This is a genomic window from Streptomyces sp. KM273126 (assembly GCF_004337435.2).
GTDB classification, from domain to species: Bacteria; Actinomycetota; Actinomycetes; order Streptomycetales; family Streptomycetaceae; genus Streptomyces; species Streptomyces acidicola.
Genome location: NZ_SJXB02000001.1, coordinates 1707049 through 1726022, shown reverse-complemented (window position 1 = coordinate 1726022; position 18974 = coordinate 1707049). Strand labels below are relative to the sequence as shown.

The 18974-nt window shown below is 67.6% G+C and carries 5 protein-coding genes, 3 rRNA genes and 2 pseudogenes; 7 read left to right on the top strand and 3 right to left on the bottom strand.

Annotated features, from left to right (window positions below; translation table 11 throughout):
• The first annotated feature begins 216 nt into the window (after nucleotides 1-216).
• A pseudogene (locus E0500_RS07560) lies at nucleotides 217-3635 on the top strand (AfsR/SARP family transcriptional regulator).
• 25 nt (nucleotides 3636-3660) lie between these two features.
• Here E0500_RS07560 and E0500_RS07555 read toward each other — a convergent pair.
• A pseudogene (locus tag E0500_RS07555) lies at nucleotides 3661-5825 on the bottom strand (sigma-70 family RNA polymerase sigma factor).
• Between the two features lie 323 nt (nucleotides 5826-6148).
• Complete coding sequence (locus tag E0500_RS07550; protein ID WP_131571052.1) at nucleotides 6149-6910, bottom strand: TetR/AcrR family transcriptional regulator; 762 nt, start codon at nucleotides 6908-6910, stop codon at nucleotides 6149-6151.
• Between the two features lie 417 nt (nucleotides 6911-7327).
• On the opposite strand from E0500_RS07550, the gene E0500_RS07545 reads away from it, so the two are divergent.
• A complete protein-coding gene (locus E0500_RS07545) occupies nucleotides 7328-8695 on the top strand; it encodes an NAD(P)/FAD-dependent oxidoreductase (protein ID WP_131571054.1) in 1368 nt (455 codons plus the stop codon).
• Between the two features lie 324 nt (nucleotides 8696-9019).
• Entirely contained in the window at nucleotides 9020-10717 is a 1698-nt protein-coding gene (locus tag E0500_RS07540) for a SpoIIE family protein phosphatase (protein ID WP_131571057.1), read from the top strand.
• Nucleotides 10718-11135: 418 nt separating this feature from the next.
• On the opposite strand, the gene E0500_RS07535 is transcribed toward E0500_RS07540, so the two are convergent.
• On the bottom strand, nucleotides 11136-12404 hold the full coding sequence (locus E0500_RS07535) for an MFS transporter (protein WP_131571062.1): 1269 nt from the start codon (nucleotides 12402-12404) through the stop codon (nucleotides 11136-11138).
• A 130-nt stretch (nucleotides 12405-12534) separates the two neighbouring features.
• On the opposite strand from E0500_RS07535, the gene E0500_RS07530 reads away from it, so the two are divergent.
• The 4 genes from E0500_RS07530 (at nucleotide 12535) to rrf (ending at nucleotide 18921) form a co-directional block, all read left to right on the top strand.
• Nucleotides 12535-13083, top strand: coding sequence for a MarR family winged helix-turn-helix transcriptional regulator (locus tag E0500_RS07530; protein WP_131571060.1), 549 nt, complete (start codon nucleotides 12535-12537; stop codon nucleotides 13081-13083).
• Between the two features lie 671 nt (nucleotides 13084-13754).
• A 16S ribosomal RNA gene (locus E0500_RS07525) occupies nucleotides 13755-15281 on the top strand.
• A gap of 312 nt (nucleotides 15282-15593) precedes the next feature.
• A 23S ribosomal RNA gene (locus E0500_RS07520) occupies nucleotides 15594-18716 on the top strand.
• Nucleotides 18717-18804: 88 nt separating this feature from the next.
• Nucleotides 18805-18921: ribosomal RNA gene (gene rrf / locus E0500_RS07515) — 5S ribosomal RNA — on the top strand.
• The 16S, 23S and 5S rRNA genes sit together here, the layout of an rRNA operon.
• Nucleotides 18922-18974 lie beyond the last annotated feature (53 nt).

The window sequence follows — 18974 nt, the reverse complement described above, 5'->3', positions numbered from 1 at the left end:
CCTTCGTCCTGGTCGGCGTCTTCGTGCTGGCTGTCGCCTTCGGCTGGCCGTCGTCTTCCTGCGTGGCTCTGGCCTTGGCGGTGGTCTTGGGGATGGCCTTGGGGATGGCGTGGGCCAGGGCCATCCCCAAGGCTCTGACGACGGGTGAACAGGAAAAGCAGCGCCTCACCGGAGAAACGAGGTGCCCTCCGCACCCACCCCGGCGAGAATGACCCGGTGCGGTACGGAATCCTGGGGGTCACCCAGGCGGAGGACGATCAAGGGACCCGCATACCCGTCGGCGGCCCCCGCCTGCGCGCGCTGCTCACGGCCCTCGCCCTCCGGCCCGGCCGCACGGTCGGCCCGGACACCTTGATCGACGAGGTGTGGGCCGCCGCTCCGCCCGCCGACGCCCCCGCCGCTCTCCAGGCCCTCATCGGCCGCCTCCGCCGTGCCCTCGGCCGGGACGCGATCGTCTCGGAGGGCGGCGGCTACCGCCTCGCGGCCGCCACGTCGGACATCGACCTGTTCGAGTTCGAGCGGCTCGTGAGGGAGGGCAAGGACGCCCTCGCCCGCGAGGACCCGGCATCCGCGTCCCGCGCCCTCCACACCGCCCTGGCGCTCTGGCGCGGCCCCGCCCTCGCCGACCTCTCCGACCGCACCGCGGCCACCCGCCCGGAGGCCCTCCGCCTGGAGGCGACGCGTGCCCGCATCGAGGCGGACCTGCGACTGCGCCGCGCCCCCGACGTCGTACCCGAGCTGAAGGAGCTCACCGAGGCCCACCCGTACGACGAAACCCTGCACGCCCTCCACATCCGCGCCCTCCGCGACACCGGACGCGGCGCGGACGCGCTGGCGGCGTACGAGTCGGCTCGCCGCGCCCTCCTGCACGGCCTGGGCACGGACCCCGGCCCGGCACTACAGGCGCTGCACATGGAGTTGCTGCACCCGCACGCGCACGCGTACTCGCGCCCGCAGCCGTCTCATGCGCATGCGTACCCGCAGCCGCAGCCGCAGCCGCAGCCGCAGCCGCAGCCGTCGTACCCGCACTCGCAGCCGCACCCACAGCCGGAGCCCCGCCCCGGCCCCGGCACCCCCTCGCAGCCACCCCCGACCGGAACGGGAACATCCGCCCCCGTTTGACCTCTTTCGTCGGACGGGAACTCGAACTCGACGCCATCCGTTCCGACTTGCACAGGGCCCGCCTGGTCACGCTCACCGGACCGGGCGGGTCCGGCAAGACCCGTCTCGCCGAGGAAGCCGCCGCCGGGCTTCCGCAGGCATGGCTGGCCGAGCTCGCCCCGCTCGACCGGCCGGAGGCGGTGGCGGGCGCGGTGGTCAGCGCCCTCGGTCTGCGCGAGACCGTGCTGATCACCAATGAGATGGCGGTCCCGCAGGACGACCCGGTCGCCCTGCTCGTCGAGCACTGCGCCCCGCGCAGCCGGCTCCTGATCCTTGACAACTGCGAGCATGTCATCGGCGCCGCGGCCGACCTCGCGGAGACCCTGCTGACACATTGCCCGCGGCTCACGATCCTCGCCACCAGCCGTGAGCCCCTGGGCGTCCCCGGCGAGTCCGTGCGCCCGGTCGAGCCCCTCCTCCCCGACCCCGCGCACCGCCTCTTCAGTGAGCGGGCGGCGGCCGTACGCCCCGACGCGGACGCCATCCTGAAGGACACCGAGTCCGTGGACGAGATCTGCCGCAGGCTCGACGGCCTTCCGCTGGCCATCGAGCTGGCCGCCGCCCGGCTGCGGCTGCTCACGCCCCGGCAGATCGCGGACCGCCTCGACGACCGCTTCCGGCTGCTCACCTCCGGCAGCCGGACGGTACTGCCGCGCCAGCAGACCCTCCGTGCCGTGGTCGACTGGTCCTGGGACCTGCTGGACGAGGCCGAGCGCACCGTCCTGCGCGAGGTCTCCGTATTCGCGGGCGGGTGGGACCTTCAGGCCGCGGAGACGGTGTGCAGCGGGCCCGTGGCCGACGTCATGGGGGCGCTCGTCGACAAGTCCCTGATCGTGGCCACCCCGTGCGAGAGCGGCGTCAGCGGCATGCGGTACCGCATGCTGGAGACGATCCACGAGTACGCCACAGAGCGTGCCGCCGAGGTCCCCGAGCTGACCGCCGCTGCCGGCCGCCGGCACAGCGCGTGGGCCCGTGCCCTGGTCGAGGAGGCCGAGCCCCGCCTCCGCTCCGCCGACCAACTGCCCTGGATCCAGCGCATGGAGACCGAGCTCGACAACATCCGCGCCGCCCTGCACCGCACGATCACCGCCGGTGACGAGGAACAGGCCGCCCACCTCGCCCTCGACATGAGCTGGTTCTGGTGGCTCCGCAACTACCGCCGCGAGGGCACGGACTGGGTGGACCGCATCCTGCGGCTGATGGCTCTCCTGGACACAACCCAACAGGCGAACGCCCCCGTCACCGCCGCCCTCCTGGACGCCGTCGACCCGATCGACGCGTTCCTCGACGCACCCGAGCCCGTCGACCACCCCCGCCACCGGTCCCGTATGCGGCTCCGGATGCTGCACCTGTTCCTGGTGGCGGAGTCGGGACCCGTCGGGGTGCCGGAGGAGACACGCCTGCGGGAGTACATCGTCCGACTGCGGGCGGAGTTCGGGCGCACCGGGCCGGACGCGGCGCGGTTCCCGGGTCTGGTGTGGCCGTTCGGGGCGCTCCTGCTGGACGGCGCGGCGGCGGACGTCCGGGACCTGATGGACGCGGCGGTCGCCAACTGCCGTGCGTACGGCGGTGACTGGGAGGTCGGCGTCGTCCTGATGTTCCGCACGCACATGGTCGTCGACTCACCCGGCAACCTGGGCGGCGTGGACGACGATCTCGCCGAACTGCGCACACTCAGCCTCCGCGTCGGCGACCGCTGGATGCGCGCCCAGGTGTGCAGTGCGGCGGGCGAGGCGGCGATGGCCCGGGGGCGCCTGACGGAGGCGAAGGGCGAGTACGAGGAGGCCCTGCGCCTCGCCCACGAGGTCGGCGCCCACGCCGAGTCATCGTTCCTCATCGCTCGCCTCGCCGAGGTCGCCTACCGCTCGGGCGACCGGCCCGCGGCGCTGGCCGCGCTGGACGAGGCGAGCGCCGCGGCCGACCGCTTCGCGGCGGCGGACTCCCAGGCGTTCATCCACCTCCTGCGCGCGTACATGGCGCTGGACGAGGGGGACACCGCCCATGCGCGCGAACTGTCCGAAGCGGCTCGGGCGGCGACACTCCGGGGCACTCCGCCCCCGCAGTTCACGGCGATGCTCGCCCTGATCGACGGCATGGTGACGACCGCCGAGTCCGGTCCGGTGCACGGTCTGCCGAAACTGGCCGGCGCCCTGCGGGCGGCGGTGGGCGGCCGGTGCTCGGAATCGGTGACGTCCACCCTGGCCGACGCGGCCGGAGGCGTCCTGTCCCAGCTCGGTGATCACCCGCGAGCGGTGCGCCTGCTGGCCGCCGGGACCCACTGGCGCGGCGGCCACCCGCGCCCCGTCCCCGAGCGTTACGAGGCCGAGCGCGTCGAGGCCGCCGCGCTCACCGCCCTGGGCAGCACCCGTTTCGAGGCCGAGCGTGCCACCGGTTCGTCCTACACCGGGAACGACGCCGTCCAGGAGCTGGCCGAGGCCGTGAAGGACCACACGGCCGAACAGCCGCCCGAGTAGAGCTGGAGCGGACACTCGCCGTCCGCTACCCGCATGTGAACCTGGCCTCCGCCCAGTCCGCGAGCGCCACCACGTCGACGTGGCTGTGCGGCTCGACGACCAGCCGTACGGTCCGGCGACCGCTCAGGTCCAGATGGACGGGGACCGCCGGGTCACCGCCCGCGACCAGCGCGGACTTCCACAGCCGTACCCCGTCGGCGTACACGGAGAAGGAGACCTTGCCGAGGCCGTACGTCCGGTCGTCGACGCCGACCAGCGCGTCGTACGCGGTGCACTGGCGGTTGAGGTCGACGGTGACGGAGGACAGTCCGTTGACGGTCACACCGTCCGCGTAGGTCCTGCCCGCGATCGAGACCCCGTACCGCTGCCACACCCAGCTGCTCTCGCCGAGCCGCATCTCGGGCCGGGTGCCGTCGCCGGTGATGCCGTACTCCAGCTCGTTCCACTGGAAGACCGCCGGGGGCGCCGGAGGGGCGGGCGGGGGAGGCGGCACAGGTGTCGCGGTGGGGGCGGGCGCGGTGCTCGGGGACGCTTTCGTGGGCGCCGAAGCGGGCGTGCGGGAGGGGGAGGAGTGGGCGTCGGTGTCGGTGTCGGGACGGGCGTCGCCACGGGGCCCACTGCGGGGACCTGCGGCGCCGGCGCAGACTCCTTCGCGGACTCCTTCTCGGGCTCCTTTGTGGACCTCTTCTCCTTCGCGGGCGTCGACTGTTCCGGCTCGGGCGAGGCCTCGGCGACCTGCGAGGGTGGTGGACCGGCCACCTGCCTGTCGTCCTTCCGGTCGTCGCCCGCCATCGCGAGCACCACCGCCGTGACGACACCCACCGCGACGACGCCCGCAGCGATACCCGCCGTCACCGGCGCGCCCAGCCCTTTCGGGGCCGCCGCTCCACCACCGGCGCTCGTCCCGCCCGAGCCACCGCCCGAGCCACCGCCCGAGCCACCGCCCGCGGCAGTGTCCGCGCCCGCCGCAGTGCCCGCACCCGCCGCGGTGTTCGCGCCTGCGGCCCCGGCAACACCCGCACCCGCACCGGCGCCACCGGCACCACCAGCCACGAGCGCGGCTGTCTTCGCGTACCCGGCGGCCCCGCCCCAGCCGATGACCGCGACCGGCACGACGGCGGGGATACTGCTCGCGACCTCCTTGATCTGACCGGCGGCCAGCCGGCACTTGGCGCACTCCTCCAGGTGCTTGCGCAGCCCTCGTTCGGCCCGGGTGCGCAGACTGCCGCGGGCGTACGCCCCGAGTCGGTCGGAGTGGCGCGCGCACTCCTCGGAGTTGGTGGCGAGCGCGGCGCTCACATGCGCCTGGAGGTACGCCTGCTTGAGGCCCTCGCGCGCGCGGCTGGCGAGGACGCGTGTGCCGTTGGCGTCGAGCCCGAAGAGCGTGGCCACGTCGCTGGGTGACTCGTCCTCGACCTCGGTGTGCCACAGCACGGCCTGCCACCGCTCGGGGAGCGACCGGAACGCCCGCATGGCCATCGACTGCTCGGCGTCGTGCATCGCACGCACGTCCGCGCCCAGGTCAAGGCCCGCGCCGAAGGAGCCCAGGGTCGCGGCGTCGTCGGACGCTCCGGCGCTGCGGGCCGCCTGCGTGGCGAACAGCGCGAAGTCGTCGACCAGGTGCTCCCGTCTGGCCGACTTGGTCCAGCTCGCCGCGACGCGGCGGACCGTGGTCAGCAGATAGGCGCGGACCGCGTGGTCGGGGCCGCTGCCGCCGCGCACCGCCTGGAGCACACGGGCGAAGACCTCGGCGGTGAGGTCGTCGGCGGTGTGCGCGTCCCGGCAGCAGGTGCGCGCGTACCGGCGCACGGCCGACACATGGCGCCGGTACAGCTCCTCGTACGCCGTGTCGTCGCCCGCACGCATCCGCCCGATCAGTTCGGAGTCGGACGGCGGCAGGTCCGGGTCGCGCTCCCGCGAGCGCGACAGGACGCCGTCGTACCGCTCACGCTGCGCCGGAACGCTGTGGCCGGACATGTCACCGTGACGGCCGGACACGTCAATGTGGCGGCCCGACACGTCACGGGAGCGGCCAGGCACGCCACCGTCACGGGAGACGCCCAAAGGGCCCCCGGACCGCCCGCCGCCCTGACTCGGCACCTGCCGCGACGTCAGCCCACGGGGCTCCGTGCCCTCGTAGCCACCCTCATCGAGTGGCTCGTCCCGCCCGTCACCGCCCTCGACGCTCATGCGGAACACCCCCGCCGCCTGCAGACCCAGTACCCAATACAGACCCCAACACCGGCTCAGGGTGCCATATTGACTCTTGTTCAGTACCAGGTTGTACGGGGTTGTACGGGCGACCTTCCGCGAGTCCCGGCTCCCTGACCTGAGTGCCGACGCGCACCCGTACGGGGAAGCCCCAGCGGACGTTCCCCGTACGGGAGTTGACGCGCCATGCCGCCCAGCCGCGCACCGAACCGCCGACCGGCTCTGCAACTCGGACAGCAACTCGGACAGCAACTCGGACAGCAACCCGGACCGGCAACCCGGACCGGCAAGAAGTCACCAGGTCACGAGGGACGCGACCGCAACCCCTCCAGCAGGATGTCCAGCAACCGCGCCGACGCGGCCGCCTGCTGCGCGGCATCCGGCAGCGCCGGCGCCGCCGTGGCTATCACCAGCAGGACATCCGACACGGTGACGTCCGCCCGCAGCTCACCCGCCGCACGGGCCCGCTCCACGAGCTGCCCCACGACTTCGAGGAGCGCCGAGGCACCCGCGTCGTCGTCCACCGAGGCGTCCTGGGACCCGGACACGAGTCGCAGCTCGGCCGTCGGCTGGGGCCGCTGCTGCGGAACCCGCACCTCGTCCACGGCGACGCCGTCGGGCCCGTCCTCGGCGACCCCCACCCGCAGCACCTGCGGCGGCAGCAACCGCCCGGCGCCCGAGGCCACCGACGTCCGCAGGAAGCGCGAGAGCGCCGACCACGGCTCGTCCTCCTGCCCCAGCGCCGCGCGCGCCTGGTCGGTCAGCCGGGAGGTCTCCTCCTCGGCTATCCGCCGGACCAGCACATCCTTGCTCGGGAAGCGCCGGTACACCGTGCCGACACCCACCCGGGCGCGCCGGGCCACGTCCTCCATCGGCGCGCCGTACCCCGACTCGCCGAACACCTCGCGTGCCGCACGCAGTACGTGCTCCAGATTGCGCTGCGCGTCCACGCGCAGCGGGGTCGTACGCGCATGGTCCGCACGTCCGTTGCCCCCCGCCGCGCTCATCGTGCCGCCCGGTGCGACGGCCGACGCGGAAGACCATTGAGAGTCCTGAATATGCATATGTGTTCCCCCGGTACTGACGTCTCCCCCCGGAGACTCTCCCCGCCATCGAAAGACCGGAGCGTGAGGATCGAGCTTGGTCCCCGAGCCGGCCCGCCCGTCGCGGACCACCCCGGACCCGACATGCCCGCCCGTCGCGGACCCGTCGAGCGGCGCACCCCCTACACCCCGTCAAGACACGAACATAGTTGAGACGGAGTCAATTCAGAAGGGGCAGATTCCGCACAGAGCGCCCCCCGATCGGAGCACGGGCCGGAAACACCCCGATTGATCCCCCTGCTGTAACCGGACCCACGCCATCTGACCTGCGATTCTTCTCCACACTCCGGCATTTCGGCCAACCCTGCGCACCCTCGACTTCCGGTCACACAAATTGCCGGGCCTGTGGACAAACTCCAGCGTCGGGTGCGTCATGGGATGGTGAAGGAACGTGTGCGCATCCTCATCGTCGGCGGCGGCTACGTCGGGCTGTACACCGCTCTGCGTCTCCAGCGGAGGCTGAAAAGGGAGCTCAAGAGTGGCGCGATCGAGGTCGTCGTCGTCTCCCCCGACCCTTATATGACCTATCAGCCCTTCCTTCCCGAGGCCGCCGCGGGCTCCATCTCGCCGCGCCACGTCGTGGTGCCGCTGCGCCGCGTGCTCGACCTGTGCAAGGTCGTCATCGGTGAGGCCAGGGCGATCGACCACGCCAAGCGGACCGCGACGCTCACCACCCTCGCCACCGAGGAGGAGGGCGCGGGCGCGGAGCAGATCACGTACGACGAACTCGTCCTCGCCCCGGGCTCGATCGCGCGCACCCTCCCGATCCCCGGACTCGCCGAACACGGCATCGGGTTCAAGACCGTCGAGGAGGCCATCGGCCTGCGCAACCACGTCATCGAACAGATGGACATCGCCTCCTCCACCCGCGACCCCGCGATCCGTGACGCAGCCCTGACCTTCGTCTTCGTGGGCGGCGGTTACGCCGGCGTGGAGGCGCTCGCCGAACTGGAGGACATGGCCCGCTACGCCGCGCGCTACTACCACAACGTCAAACCGGAGGACATGAAGTGGATCCTCGTCGAGGCCGCGGGCCGCATCCTGCCCGAGGTCGGTGAGGAGATGGGCCGCTACACGGTCACTGAGCTGCGCCGCCGCAACATCGACGTACGCCTGGAGACCCGCCTCGAGTCGTGCGCCGACCGGGTGGCCGTCCTCAGTGACGGGGCGCGCTTCCCGACGCGTACGGTCGTGTGGACCGCCGGAGTGAAACCGCACCCCGTCCTCGCCGCGACCGACCTGCGGCTGAACGAGCGCGGCCGCCTGAAGTGCACCGCCGAGCTGACCGTCGAGGGCGCCGAGCACGCGTGGGCCGCCGGCGACGCGGCCGCCGTCCCCGATGTCACCGCGGAGGAGCCCGGCAAGGAGTGCGCCCCGAACGCGCAGCACGCCGTGCGCCAGGCCAAGGCACTCGGCGACAACATCGTCCACTCGCTGCGCGGCGAGCCCCTGGAGACGTACGCCCACCAGTACGCCGGTTCGGTCGCCTCCCTGGGGCTGCACAAGGGTGTCGCCCACGTCTACGGGCGCAAGGTGAAGGGCTACCCGGCCTGGTTCATGCACCGCGTCTACCACCTGAGCAGGGTCCCCACGTTCAACCGCAAGGCCCGGGTGCTCGCCGAATGGACCCTGTCGGGGCTCTTCAAGAGGGAGATCGTCTCCCTGGGTTCACTCGAACATCCCCGTGCGGAGTTCGAACTCGCTGCCGGTGGAAAGCCTTCTCAGGACCCGAAGGGGTCGTCCTGACCGGATCCAGGAACTCCGCCGACCGGGCCGGCGTCTGACGAATGTCGGCCCGGCCGGCCGGGCTGCCAGACTGGTTCACGATCGGGTTCACGACCCTGGGCGGGCCGACAGACCCCGCGCGTCCACCAGGCGTTCCCAGCGCCGCGTCCCCCGGGGGCACAGTTCTGGATAGCGTCTGTGACGCGGGCGGACCCCGGCCGGATCCGGAGCCGGCCGCCACCCACAACACAAAACGAGGATTCGGTACTGCATCTCCCGGGGGACACCCCCGGACCCCGGCCGATCCGGGGCCGGCCCCAGACGACAAGACGAGGCAAGGATTCGGTGAACTTCACCCGCTGGAGCCCCCGGCTCCCCGGAATGCAGCGCCGCCCCCCAGCGCGGACCGAACTCGCGGACGCCCCCGACCGGAGGGGTGACGGCTCCGTACCCGCGGCGCGCACCGAGCGGCCGACCGACGGCACGCTGTGCGCGCCCGCCGTCAACGAGCTGGCGACCCGCGAGGTCCTCGACCGCATCCCGGCCCTGGTCGCCCTCGTACAGGGCCCCGAACACCGCATCGCCTACGTCAACGACGCCTATGTGGCGGCCTTCGGTACCCGCCCGGTCGGCGAGCCTGCCCGCGAGGCCCTGCCCGAGCTGCAGGAACTCGGCCTGCTGCCGCTCCTGGACCAGGTACTGCGCAGCTCCAAGCCCCGCACGGTCAAGTCCCGCAAGGCTCCCGGCGGACGCTCGTACACGATCACCTGCACGCCCGTCGACATCTCGGCCACTCCCGAAGGGAGTGGCGCATCCGGCAGTTCCGACGGCAAGGCCGACGGCGGGGTGCTCATCTTCGCGGCCGACGTCACGGACCACGCCGAGGCCGCCGAGCGGCTGCGCGCCAGCGAACGCCGCCAGCGCGAAACAGCCGTCACCCTCCAGCGCTCCCTGCTTCCCCAGGAGCTGGAGCACCCCGACGACCTCCGTATCGCCGCCGTCTACCACCCGGGCGGCACGGATGCCGCGGTCGGCGGCGACTGGTACGACGTCATCACCCTCGGCGGCGGCCGCACGGCCCTGGTCATCGGCGACGTCATGGGCAGAGGTGTACGGGCGGCAGCGGTGATGGGCCAACTCCGCACGGCGGTCCGCGCATACGCCCGCCTGGACCTCCCCCCTCACGAGGTTCTCCAGCTCCTTGACGGCCTCGCCGCGGAGATCGACCCCAACCAGATCGCCACCTGCGTGTACGCCGTCCACGACCCCAACGAGGGCCGCCTGGTGTACGCGTCGGCGGGCCACCTGCCCATCCTGGTCCGCGACGAGAGCGGAGTGGTGCTGCGCGCCGACGAACCCACCGGCCCCCCGCTCGGCACGGGCGGCTGGCTGCACGCCTCGGGTTCCATCCCCCTCGGCCCCGGATCGACAGCCGCCCTCTACACGGACGGCCTGGTGGAACGCCGCAACGAGGACCTGGACGAGGGCATCGCATCCCTGGAGCGCGCCCTCGCCGGCGCCACGGGCACCCCCCAGGTGATCTGCGACCGCCTGGTCCGCTCGGCCGGAGTCAAGGCTGACCACGACGACGACGTGGCCGTCCTGGTCCTCCAGCACCCGGCCCGCACCGGCGCCGACAGCGAGCTCTTCCGCAACGCCGCCCTGGAACTGCTCGGCGGCGTGGAAGCAGCCCCCCGAGCCCGCGCCTTCGCCTCCGGCGTCCTCACAAGCTGGCGCTTCCCACCCGACCTGCACGACCTCGGCGTCCTCGCCGCCAGCGAACTGGTCGCCAACTCCCTCCAGCACGGCACCCCACCCATGCGCCTTCGCCTCCGCCGCACCGACCGCCGCCTGATCGTCGAGGTCACCGACGGCGACGACCACCTCCCACTCCGCCGCCACGCCGAACCGGCCGACGAGTCGGGCCGCGGAATCGCGATCGTCGCCACGATCGCCTCCAACTGGGGCGCCCGCCGCGCCCCGGACGGCGGCAAGGCGGTCTGGTGCGAATTCGCCCTCCCACGGCCAGCCTCCAGCACCTGAACGAAGAAACCGCAGCCCCTCCGGAGTTCGACAGCAGGGTGCTGAGGGCCAGCCTCCGAAATCGAGGTTGGGGGCCGGCTCCGAGCCGGGGCCTGGAGACCTCCGAAATCGAGGTCCGGGGGTCTCCGAGACGTGGTTCGGGGCCGGCCTCCGAGACCAGGATCTGAGTATGTCCGAGACGGGATCCAGGGCTGGTCCGCCCCGGAACGGGGATCCAGGCACCGGCCTCCGAATCAGGGGCTGGGGCCTGGCTTCCGAAATCGAGGTCCGGCGCGTGTCCGAGACGTGGTTCGGGGCTGGTCCGCCCCGGAACCGGAGTGCGGGGCCGGTTCCCGAAGTCGGGGTCCGGGGCGGAGCGCCGGGTGATGGCGGTTCCAGGGGGGCGTAGCCCCCTTGGCGGGGTCGAAGGGGCGGAGCCTCACACCGCCAACGACTCCGCAGGCACCCCACTCCGCGCCACCACCCGACTCCCCTCCAACGACGGCTGGTCCTGCACGGGCGTGAGCCGCCGCCCCAGCCCGACCGCCAACACGGATATACAAAGCGAGAACAGCAGGAACGTCACGATGTACGGCAAGTGCAGAGAGGCCCCCATCGGCCCGCCCACCACCGGCCCGACCGCCAGCGCAAGCTGCTTCACCAGGGCGAACGCCGAGTTGTACTGCCCCGCCATCCCCGCAGGCGCCAGATCCGCCACCAACGGCGCCACGGTCGGCGACAGCATCGCCTCCCCAAGCCCGAACAGCGCGTACGTCGACACGAACGCAGCCGTCGCCATGGCCTGACTCACGTCCCCCAGCCCCGCATACCCGGCCACACCCCAGGCAACGGCCCATATGAGCCCGACAGCGGCGATCACCCGGGACCGCCTCCGCCGCTCCACGAACCTCAGCACAACGAACTGCGCGACCACGATCACCGCGGTGTTCGCGGCCAGAGCGGTCCCGAGCGCGGACGGGGATATCCCGGCGGCCTCGACCCCGTACGCACTGAGCCCCGACTCGAACTGCCCGTAGCAGGCGAAGAACAGCACGAAGCCCAGCACGCACAACTGCACCATCGCCCGATTCCGCAGCAACTGCCGCCAGCTGCCCCCGGCCGACCGCGCCGCAGCGCCCTCGCCCCCCATGGCCCGCGGCATCCGCAGCGTCGCCATGATCACGACGAGCGACAGGAACATCGCCGCCTCGATCGAGAACAACAGGGTGAAGGAACTCGCGCGCGTGGTGTCGACGAGATGACCACCTATGAGACCCCCGACCCCCAGTCCGAGGTTCTGCAGGAAGAACTGCATGGCGAAGGCCCGCGACCGCGTATCGGCCGTCGAGCAGTCGACGATCACCGTCGCGAGCGCCGGCTGCATCACCGCCTGCCCGGCCCCGAGCGCCGCCGCCGACAGCAGCACAGCCGCCGCACTTCCCGCCAACCCCAGGCTCAGCGCACCGACGGCCGCGGTGACCAGGGCGGCGAGCAGCACAGGCAGCGGGCCCCGACGGACGATCGCCCGCCCGGCGAACGGCAGCACCACGAGAGCGGCCACGGCAAAGACGGCGAGCACGAGACCCGCCGTCACAGCACCCAGATCCCGCACCTGCGCCACATAGACGTACAGGTACGGGACGGTGAAGCCGAGGCCGAACGCGCTGAGTGCGCTGCCCACATGAACCCGGCGCATCGCTGCGCCCATCGCCCTGGTCACGTTCACCTGCCTTCGATCTGAGGGGCTCAACCCCAAAGACTTCGAACCTAAAGTTAGAAGCTAAAGAGTACATCCCAAAGTACTTCGATGCCAAGTGAAGGCATGCCATACTTCAGCCATGGGTGACACTCCCGGCACCGGCGAACCGACTCTCGAAGAGCAGATCGCCGCCTACCAGCGCGAGTTCCAGGACCTCGACCCCCAGGTCGAGAAGATCGTCTCGGTGCTGTCCCGGCTCAACCGCCGTATGAACGTCGCCTACGGCCGCCAGACCGCCGAGCTCGGCATCAGCAACGCCGAGTGGGAGGTCCTCAAGGCCCTCGTCCTCTCCGGCCCCCCGTACCGCATGGGCCCGAGCGACCTCGCCAAGCGCCTCGGCCTCACCCCGGCCGCCATGACCCACCGGATCGACCGCATGGTCACCGAGCGGCTGGTCACCCGCGAGCGCGACGAGTCCAACCGTGTCCGCGTCATCGTCGAACTCACCCCCGAGGGTCGCGAGAAGTGGTTGGAGGCCATGCGCCTCGCCTCGGTCTTCGAGGAGGAGCTCCTCCAGGACCTGTCGCCGGTGGAGCGCGGAGTCCTGGGAGAGGTCCTGACCCGTCTCCTGCGGCGGGTGGAGCACGCTCAGCCGGACGCGGGCGGCCGGCTCACCGACCTGGACTGAGGCCGCGCCGCTGAGCCCTGCGAGGTTTGACGCGAGGTCACACGGGGGAGGCTTGACAGTCCCCCCGCAGATCCGTAAAGTTCTTCGGGTTGCCACAGAGCCGTAACGGTTCTGCGGAAGCACCTCCCGCCGCGAAAGCGGCACCTCAAACCATCAGCACGATCTCCCAACCGGGTCGATTTCGGCGTGCCCGAATTCAATTCGATTTGGAGCTTGGCGGCCCGATTGGGAATCGCCGAGAGGATCAGCTAAGGTCTGAGACGTCGGAACGGCCCAGCGGCCGGGAAGGCAACCCCCTCCGACTGGGAATCAGGACCGAAAGGATCTGATAAAGTCGGAACCGCCGGAAAGGGAAGCGCGAAAGCGACTGACCTGGAAAGCACCGAGGAAATCGGATCGGAAAAAGATCTGATAGAGTCGGAAACACCGAAGGGAAGCGCCCGGAGGAAAGCCACGAGAGAGTCTCTCGGGTGAGTACAAAGGAAGCGTCCGTTCCTTGAGAACTCAACAGCGTGCCAAAAATCAACGCCAGATATGTTGATACCCCGTCTCTCCCGATTCCGGGAGGGCGAGGTTCCTTTGAAATAACACAGCGAGGACGCTGTGAGCCGGGGGGATTATTCCTCCTCCTGGTTCCGCTCTCGTGGTGTCATCCCGATTACGGGAAAACATTCACGGAGAGTTTGATCCTGGCTCAGGACGAACGCTGGCGGCGTGCTTAACACATGCAAGTCGAACGATGAAGCCCTTCGGGGTGGATTAGTGGCGAACGGGTGAGTAACACGTGGGCAATCTGCCCTTCACTCTGGGACAAGCCCTGGAAACGGGGTCTAATACCGGATACAACTACTACAGGCATCTGTTGGTGGTGGAAAGCTCCGGCGGTGAAGGATGAGCCCGCGGCCTATCAGCTTGTTGGTGAGGTAGTGGCTCACCAAGGCGACGACGGGTAGCCGGCCTGAGAGGGCGACCGGCCACACTGGGACTGAGACACGGCCCAGACTCCTACGGGAGGCAGCAGTGGGGAATATTGCACAATGGGCGAAAGCCTGATGCAGCGACGCCGCGTGAGGGATGACGGCCTTCGGGTTGTAAACCTCTTTCAGCAGGGAAGAAGCGAAAGTGACGGTACCTGCAGAAGAAGCGCCGGCTAACTACGTGCCAGCAGCCGCGGTAATACGTAGGGCGCGAGCGTTGTCCGGAATTATTGGGCGTAAAGAGCTCGTAGGCGGCTTGTCACGTCGGGTGTGAAAGACCGGGGCTTAACTCCGGTTCTGCATTCGATACGGGCTAGCTAGAGTTCGGTAGGGGAGATCGGAATTCCTGGTGTAGCGGTGAAATGCGCAGATATCAGGAGGAACACCGGTGGCGAAGGCGGATCTCTGGGCCGATACTGACGCTGAGGAGCGAAAGCGTGGGGAGCGAACAGGATTAGATACCCTGGTAGTCCACGCCGTAAACGGTGGGAACTAGGTGTTGGCGACATTCCACGTCGTCGGTGCCGCAGCTAACGCATTAAGTTCCCCGCCTGGGGAGTACGGCCGCAAGGCTAAAACTCAAAGGAATTGACGGGGGCCCGCACAAGCAGCGGAGCATGTGGCTTAATTCGACGCAACGCGAAGAACCTTACCAAGGCTTGACATACACCGGAAACGGCCAGAGATGGTCGCCCCCTTGTGGTCGGTGTACAGGTGGTGCATGGCTGTCGTCAGCTCGTGTCGTGAGATGTTGGGTTAAGTCCCGCAACGAGCGCAACCCTTGTTCTGTGTTGCCAGCATGCCCTTCGGGGTGATGGGGACTCACAGGAGACCGCCGGGGTCAACTCGGAGGAAGGTGGGGACGACGTCAAGTCATCATGCCCCTTATGTCTTGGGCTGCACACGTGCTACAATGGCAGGTACAATGAGCTGCGATACCGTGAGGTGGAGCGAATCTCAAAAAGCCTGTCTCAGTTCGGATTGGGGTCTGCAACTCGACCCCATGAAGTCGGAGTTGCTAGTAATCGCAGATCAGCATTGCTGCGGTGAATACGTTCCCGGGCCTTGTACACACCGCCCGTCACGTCACGAAAGTCGGTAACACCCGAAGCCGGTGGCCCAACCCCTTGTGGGAGGGAGCTGTCGAAGGTGGGACTGGCGATTGGGACGAAGTCGTAACAAGGTAGCCGTACCGGAAGGTGCGGCTGGATCACCTCCTTTCTAAGGAGCACTTCTTACCGAGTCCTTCGGGACGAGGTCAGAGGCCACTACGTCGGCAAACGTTCGACGGTGGTTGCTCATGGGTGGAACGTTGATTATTCGGCACACTCGGCCTGCTCGGGTTCGCAAGTACTGCTTCGGCGTGGAAAGCGAATGAGAGAGGCGAGTGTGTCGGGCACGCTGTTGGGTGTCTGAGGGTGCGAGCGTTGCTCGTCCTTCGGATTGCCGGCCCCGGTGAAGCACTGACGTAGTTGGTGTGTGACGGGTGGTTGGTCGTTGTTTGAGAACTGCACAGTGGACGCGAGCATCTGTGGCCAAGTTTTTAAGGGCGCACGGTGGATGCCTTGGCACCAGGAACCGATGAAGGACGTGGGAGGCCACGATAGTCCCCGGGGAGTCGTCAACCAGGCTTTGATCCGGGGTTTCCGAATGGGGAAACCCGGCAGTCGTCATGGGCTGTCACCCATACCTGAACACATAGGGTATGCGGAGGGAACGCGGGGAAGTGAAACATCTCAGTACCCGCAGGAAGAGAAAACAACCGTGATTCCGGGAGTAGTGGCGAGCGAAACCGGATGAGGCCAAACCGTATGCGTGTGAGACCCGGCAGGGGTTGCGTATACGGGGTTGTGGGATCTCTCTTCCACGGTCTGCCGGCCGTGGGACGAGTCAGAAACCGTTGATGTAGGCGAAGGACATGCGAAAGGTCCGGCGTAGAGGGTAAGACCCCCGTAGTCGAAACGTCAGCGGCTCGTTTGAGAGACACCCAAGTAGCACGGGGCCCGAGAAATCCCGTGTGAATCTGGCGGGACCACCCGTTAAGCCTAAATATTCCCTGGTGACCGATAGCGGATAGTACCGTGAGGGAATGGTGAAAAGTACCGCGGGAGCGGAGTGAAATAGTACCTGAAACCGTGTGCCTACAAGCCGTGGGAGCGTCGCGCAGGGAACTTGTTCCTTGCGTCGTGACTGCGTGCCTTTTGAAGAATGAGCCTGCGAGTTTGCGGTGTGTTGCGAGGTTAACCCGTGTGGGGAAGCCGTAGCGAAAGCGAGTCCGAATAGGGCGGTGTAGTAGCGCGCTCAAGACCCGAAGCGGAGTGATCTAGCCATGGGCAGGTTGAAGCGGAGGTAAGACTTCGTGGAGGACCGAACCCACCAGGGTTGAAAACCTGGGGGATGACCTGTGGTTAGGGGTGAAAGGCCAATCAAACTCCGTGATAGCTGGTTCTCCCCGAAATGCATTTAGGTGCAGCGTCGTGTGTTTCTTGCCGGAGGTAGAGCACTGGATAGGCGATGGGCCCTACCGGGTTACTGACCTTAGCCAAACTCCGAATGCCGGTAAGTGAGAGCGCGGCAGTGAGACTGTGGGGGATAAGCTCCATGGTCGAGAGGGAAACAGCCCAGAGCATCGACTAAGGCCCCTAAGCGTACGCTAAGTGGGAAAGGATGTGGAGTCGCAGAGACAACCAGGAGGTTGGCTTAGAAGCAGCCACCCTTGAAAGAGTGCGTAATAGCTCACTGGTCTAGTGATTCCGCGCCGACAATGTAGCGGGGCTCAAGCGTACCGCCGAAGTCGTGTCATTCACACATATGGCCCTAACGGGTGTGTGGATGGGTAGGGGAGCGTCGTGTGCCGGGTGAAGCAGCCGTGGAAGCGAGTTGTGGACGGTTCACGAGTGAGAATGCAGGCATGAGTAGCGATTCACACGTGGGAAACGTGTGCGCCGATTGACTAAGGGTTCCTGGGTCAAGCTGATCTGCCCAGGGTAAGTCGGGACCTAAGGCGAGGTCGACAGGCGTAGTCGATGGATAACCGGTTGATATTCCGGTACCCGCTGTGAAGCGTCAAACATCGAGCATCGTGATGCTAAGGCCGTGAAGCCGTTCCGGACCCTTCGGGGAATGGAAAGTGGTGGAGCCGCTGAACCAAGCGGTTAGTAGGTGAGTGATGGGGTGACGCAGGAAGGTAGTCCATCCCGGGCGGTGGTTGTCCCGGGGTAAGGGTGTAGCCCGAGTGGTAGGTAAATCCGCCGCTCTTGCAGGGTGAGACCTGATGCCGAGCCGATTGTGGTGAAGTGGATGATCCTATGCTGTCGAGAAAAGCCTCTAGCGAGTTTTATGGCGGCCCGTACCCTAAACCGACTCAGGTGGTCTGGTAGAGAATACCGAGGCGTTCGGGTGAACTATGGTTAAGGAACTCGGCAAAATGCCCCCGTAACTTCGGGAGAAGGGGGGCCATTCCTGGTGATCCAATTTTCTTGGTGAGCTGGGGGTGGCCGCAGAGACCAGCGAGAAGCGACTGTTTACTAAAAACACAGGTCCGTGCGAAGCCGTAAGGCGATGTATACGGACTGACGCCTGCCCGGTGCTGGAACGTTAAGGGGACCGGTTAGCTCACTTTCGGGTGGGCGAAGCTGAGAACTTAAGCGCCAGTAAACGGCGGTGGTAACTATAACCATCCTAAGGTAGCGAAATTCCTTGTCGGGTAAGTTCCGACCTGCACGAATGGCGTAACGACTTCTCGACTGTCTCAACCATAGGCCCGGTGAAATTGCACTACGAGTAAAGATGCTCGTTTCGCGCAGCAGGACGGAAAGACCCCGGGACCTTTACTACAGTTTGATATTGGTGTTCGGTTCGGCTTGTGTAGGATAGCTGGGAGACTGTGAAGCGTGGACGCCAGTTCATGTGGAGTCGTCGTTGAAATACCAGTCTGGTCGTGCTGGATGTCTAACCTGGGTCCGTGATCCGGATCAGGGACAGTGTCTGATGGGTAGTTTAACTGGGGCGGTTGCCTCCTAAAGGGTAACGGAGGCGCCCAAAGGTTCCCTCAGCCTGGTTGGCAATCAGGTGTTGAGTGTAAGTGCACAAGGGAGCTTGACTGTGAGACCGACGGGTCGAGCAGGGACGAAAGTCGGGACTAGTGATCCGGCGGTGGCTTGTGGAAGCGCCGTCGCTCAACGGATAAAAGGTACCCCGGGGATAACAGGCTGATCTTCCCCAAGAGTCCATATCGACGGGATGGTTTGGCACCTCGATGTCGGCTCGTCGCATCCTGGGGCTGGAGTCGGTCCCAAGGGTTGGGCTGTTCGCCCATTAAAGCGGTACGCGAGCTGGGTTTAGAACGTCGTGAGACAGTTCGGTCCCTATCCGCTGTGCGCGTAGGAGTCTTGAGAAGGGCTGTCCCTAGTACGAGAGGACCGGGACGGACGAACCTCTGGTGTGCCAGTTGTTCTGCCAAGGGCATGGCTGGTTGGCTACGTTCGGGAGGGATAACCGCTGAAAGCATCTAAGCGGGAAGCCTGCTTCGAGATGAGGACTCCCACCCACTTGATGGGGTAAGGCTCCCAGTAGACGACTGGGTTGATAGGCCAGGTCTGGAAGCCCGGTAACGGGTGGAGGTGACTGGTACTAATAGGCCGAGGGCTTGTCCTCAGTTGCTCGCGTCCACTGTGTTGGTTCTGAAACCACGAACAACCCCACGTTTGCCACAGGCGTGGTGCGGTTGAGTGTTTCATAGTGTTTCGGTGGTCATAGCGTGAGGGAAACGCCCGGTTACATTCCGAACCCGGAAGCTAAGCCTTACAGCGCCGATGGTACTGCAGGGGGGACCCTGTGGGAGAGTAGGACACCGCCGAACAAATATTGGAAAAGGCCCACACCCTATGGTGTGGGCCTTTTCGCTTTTCTGGA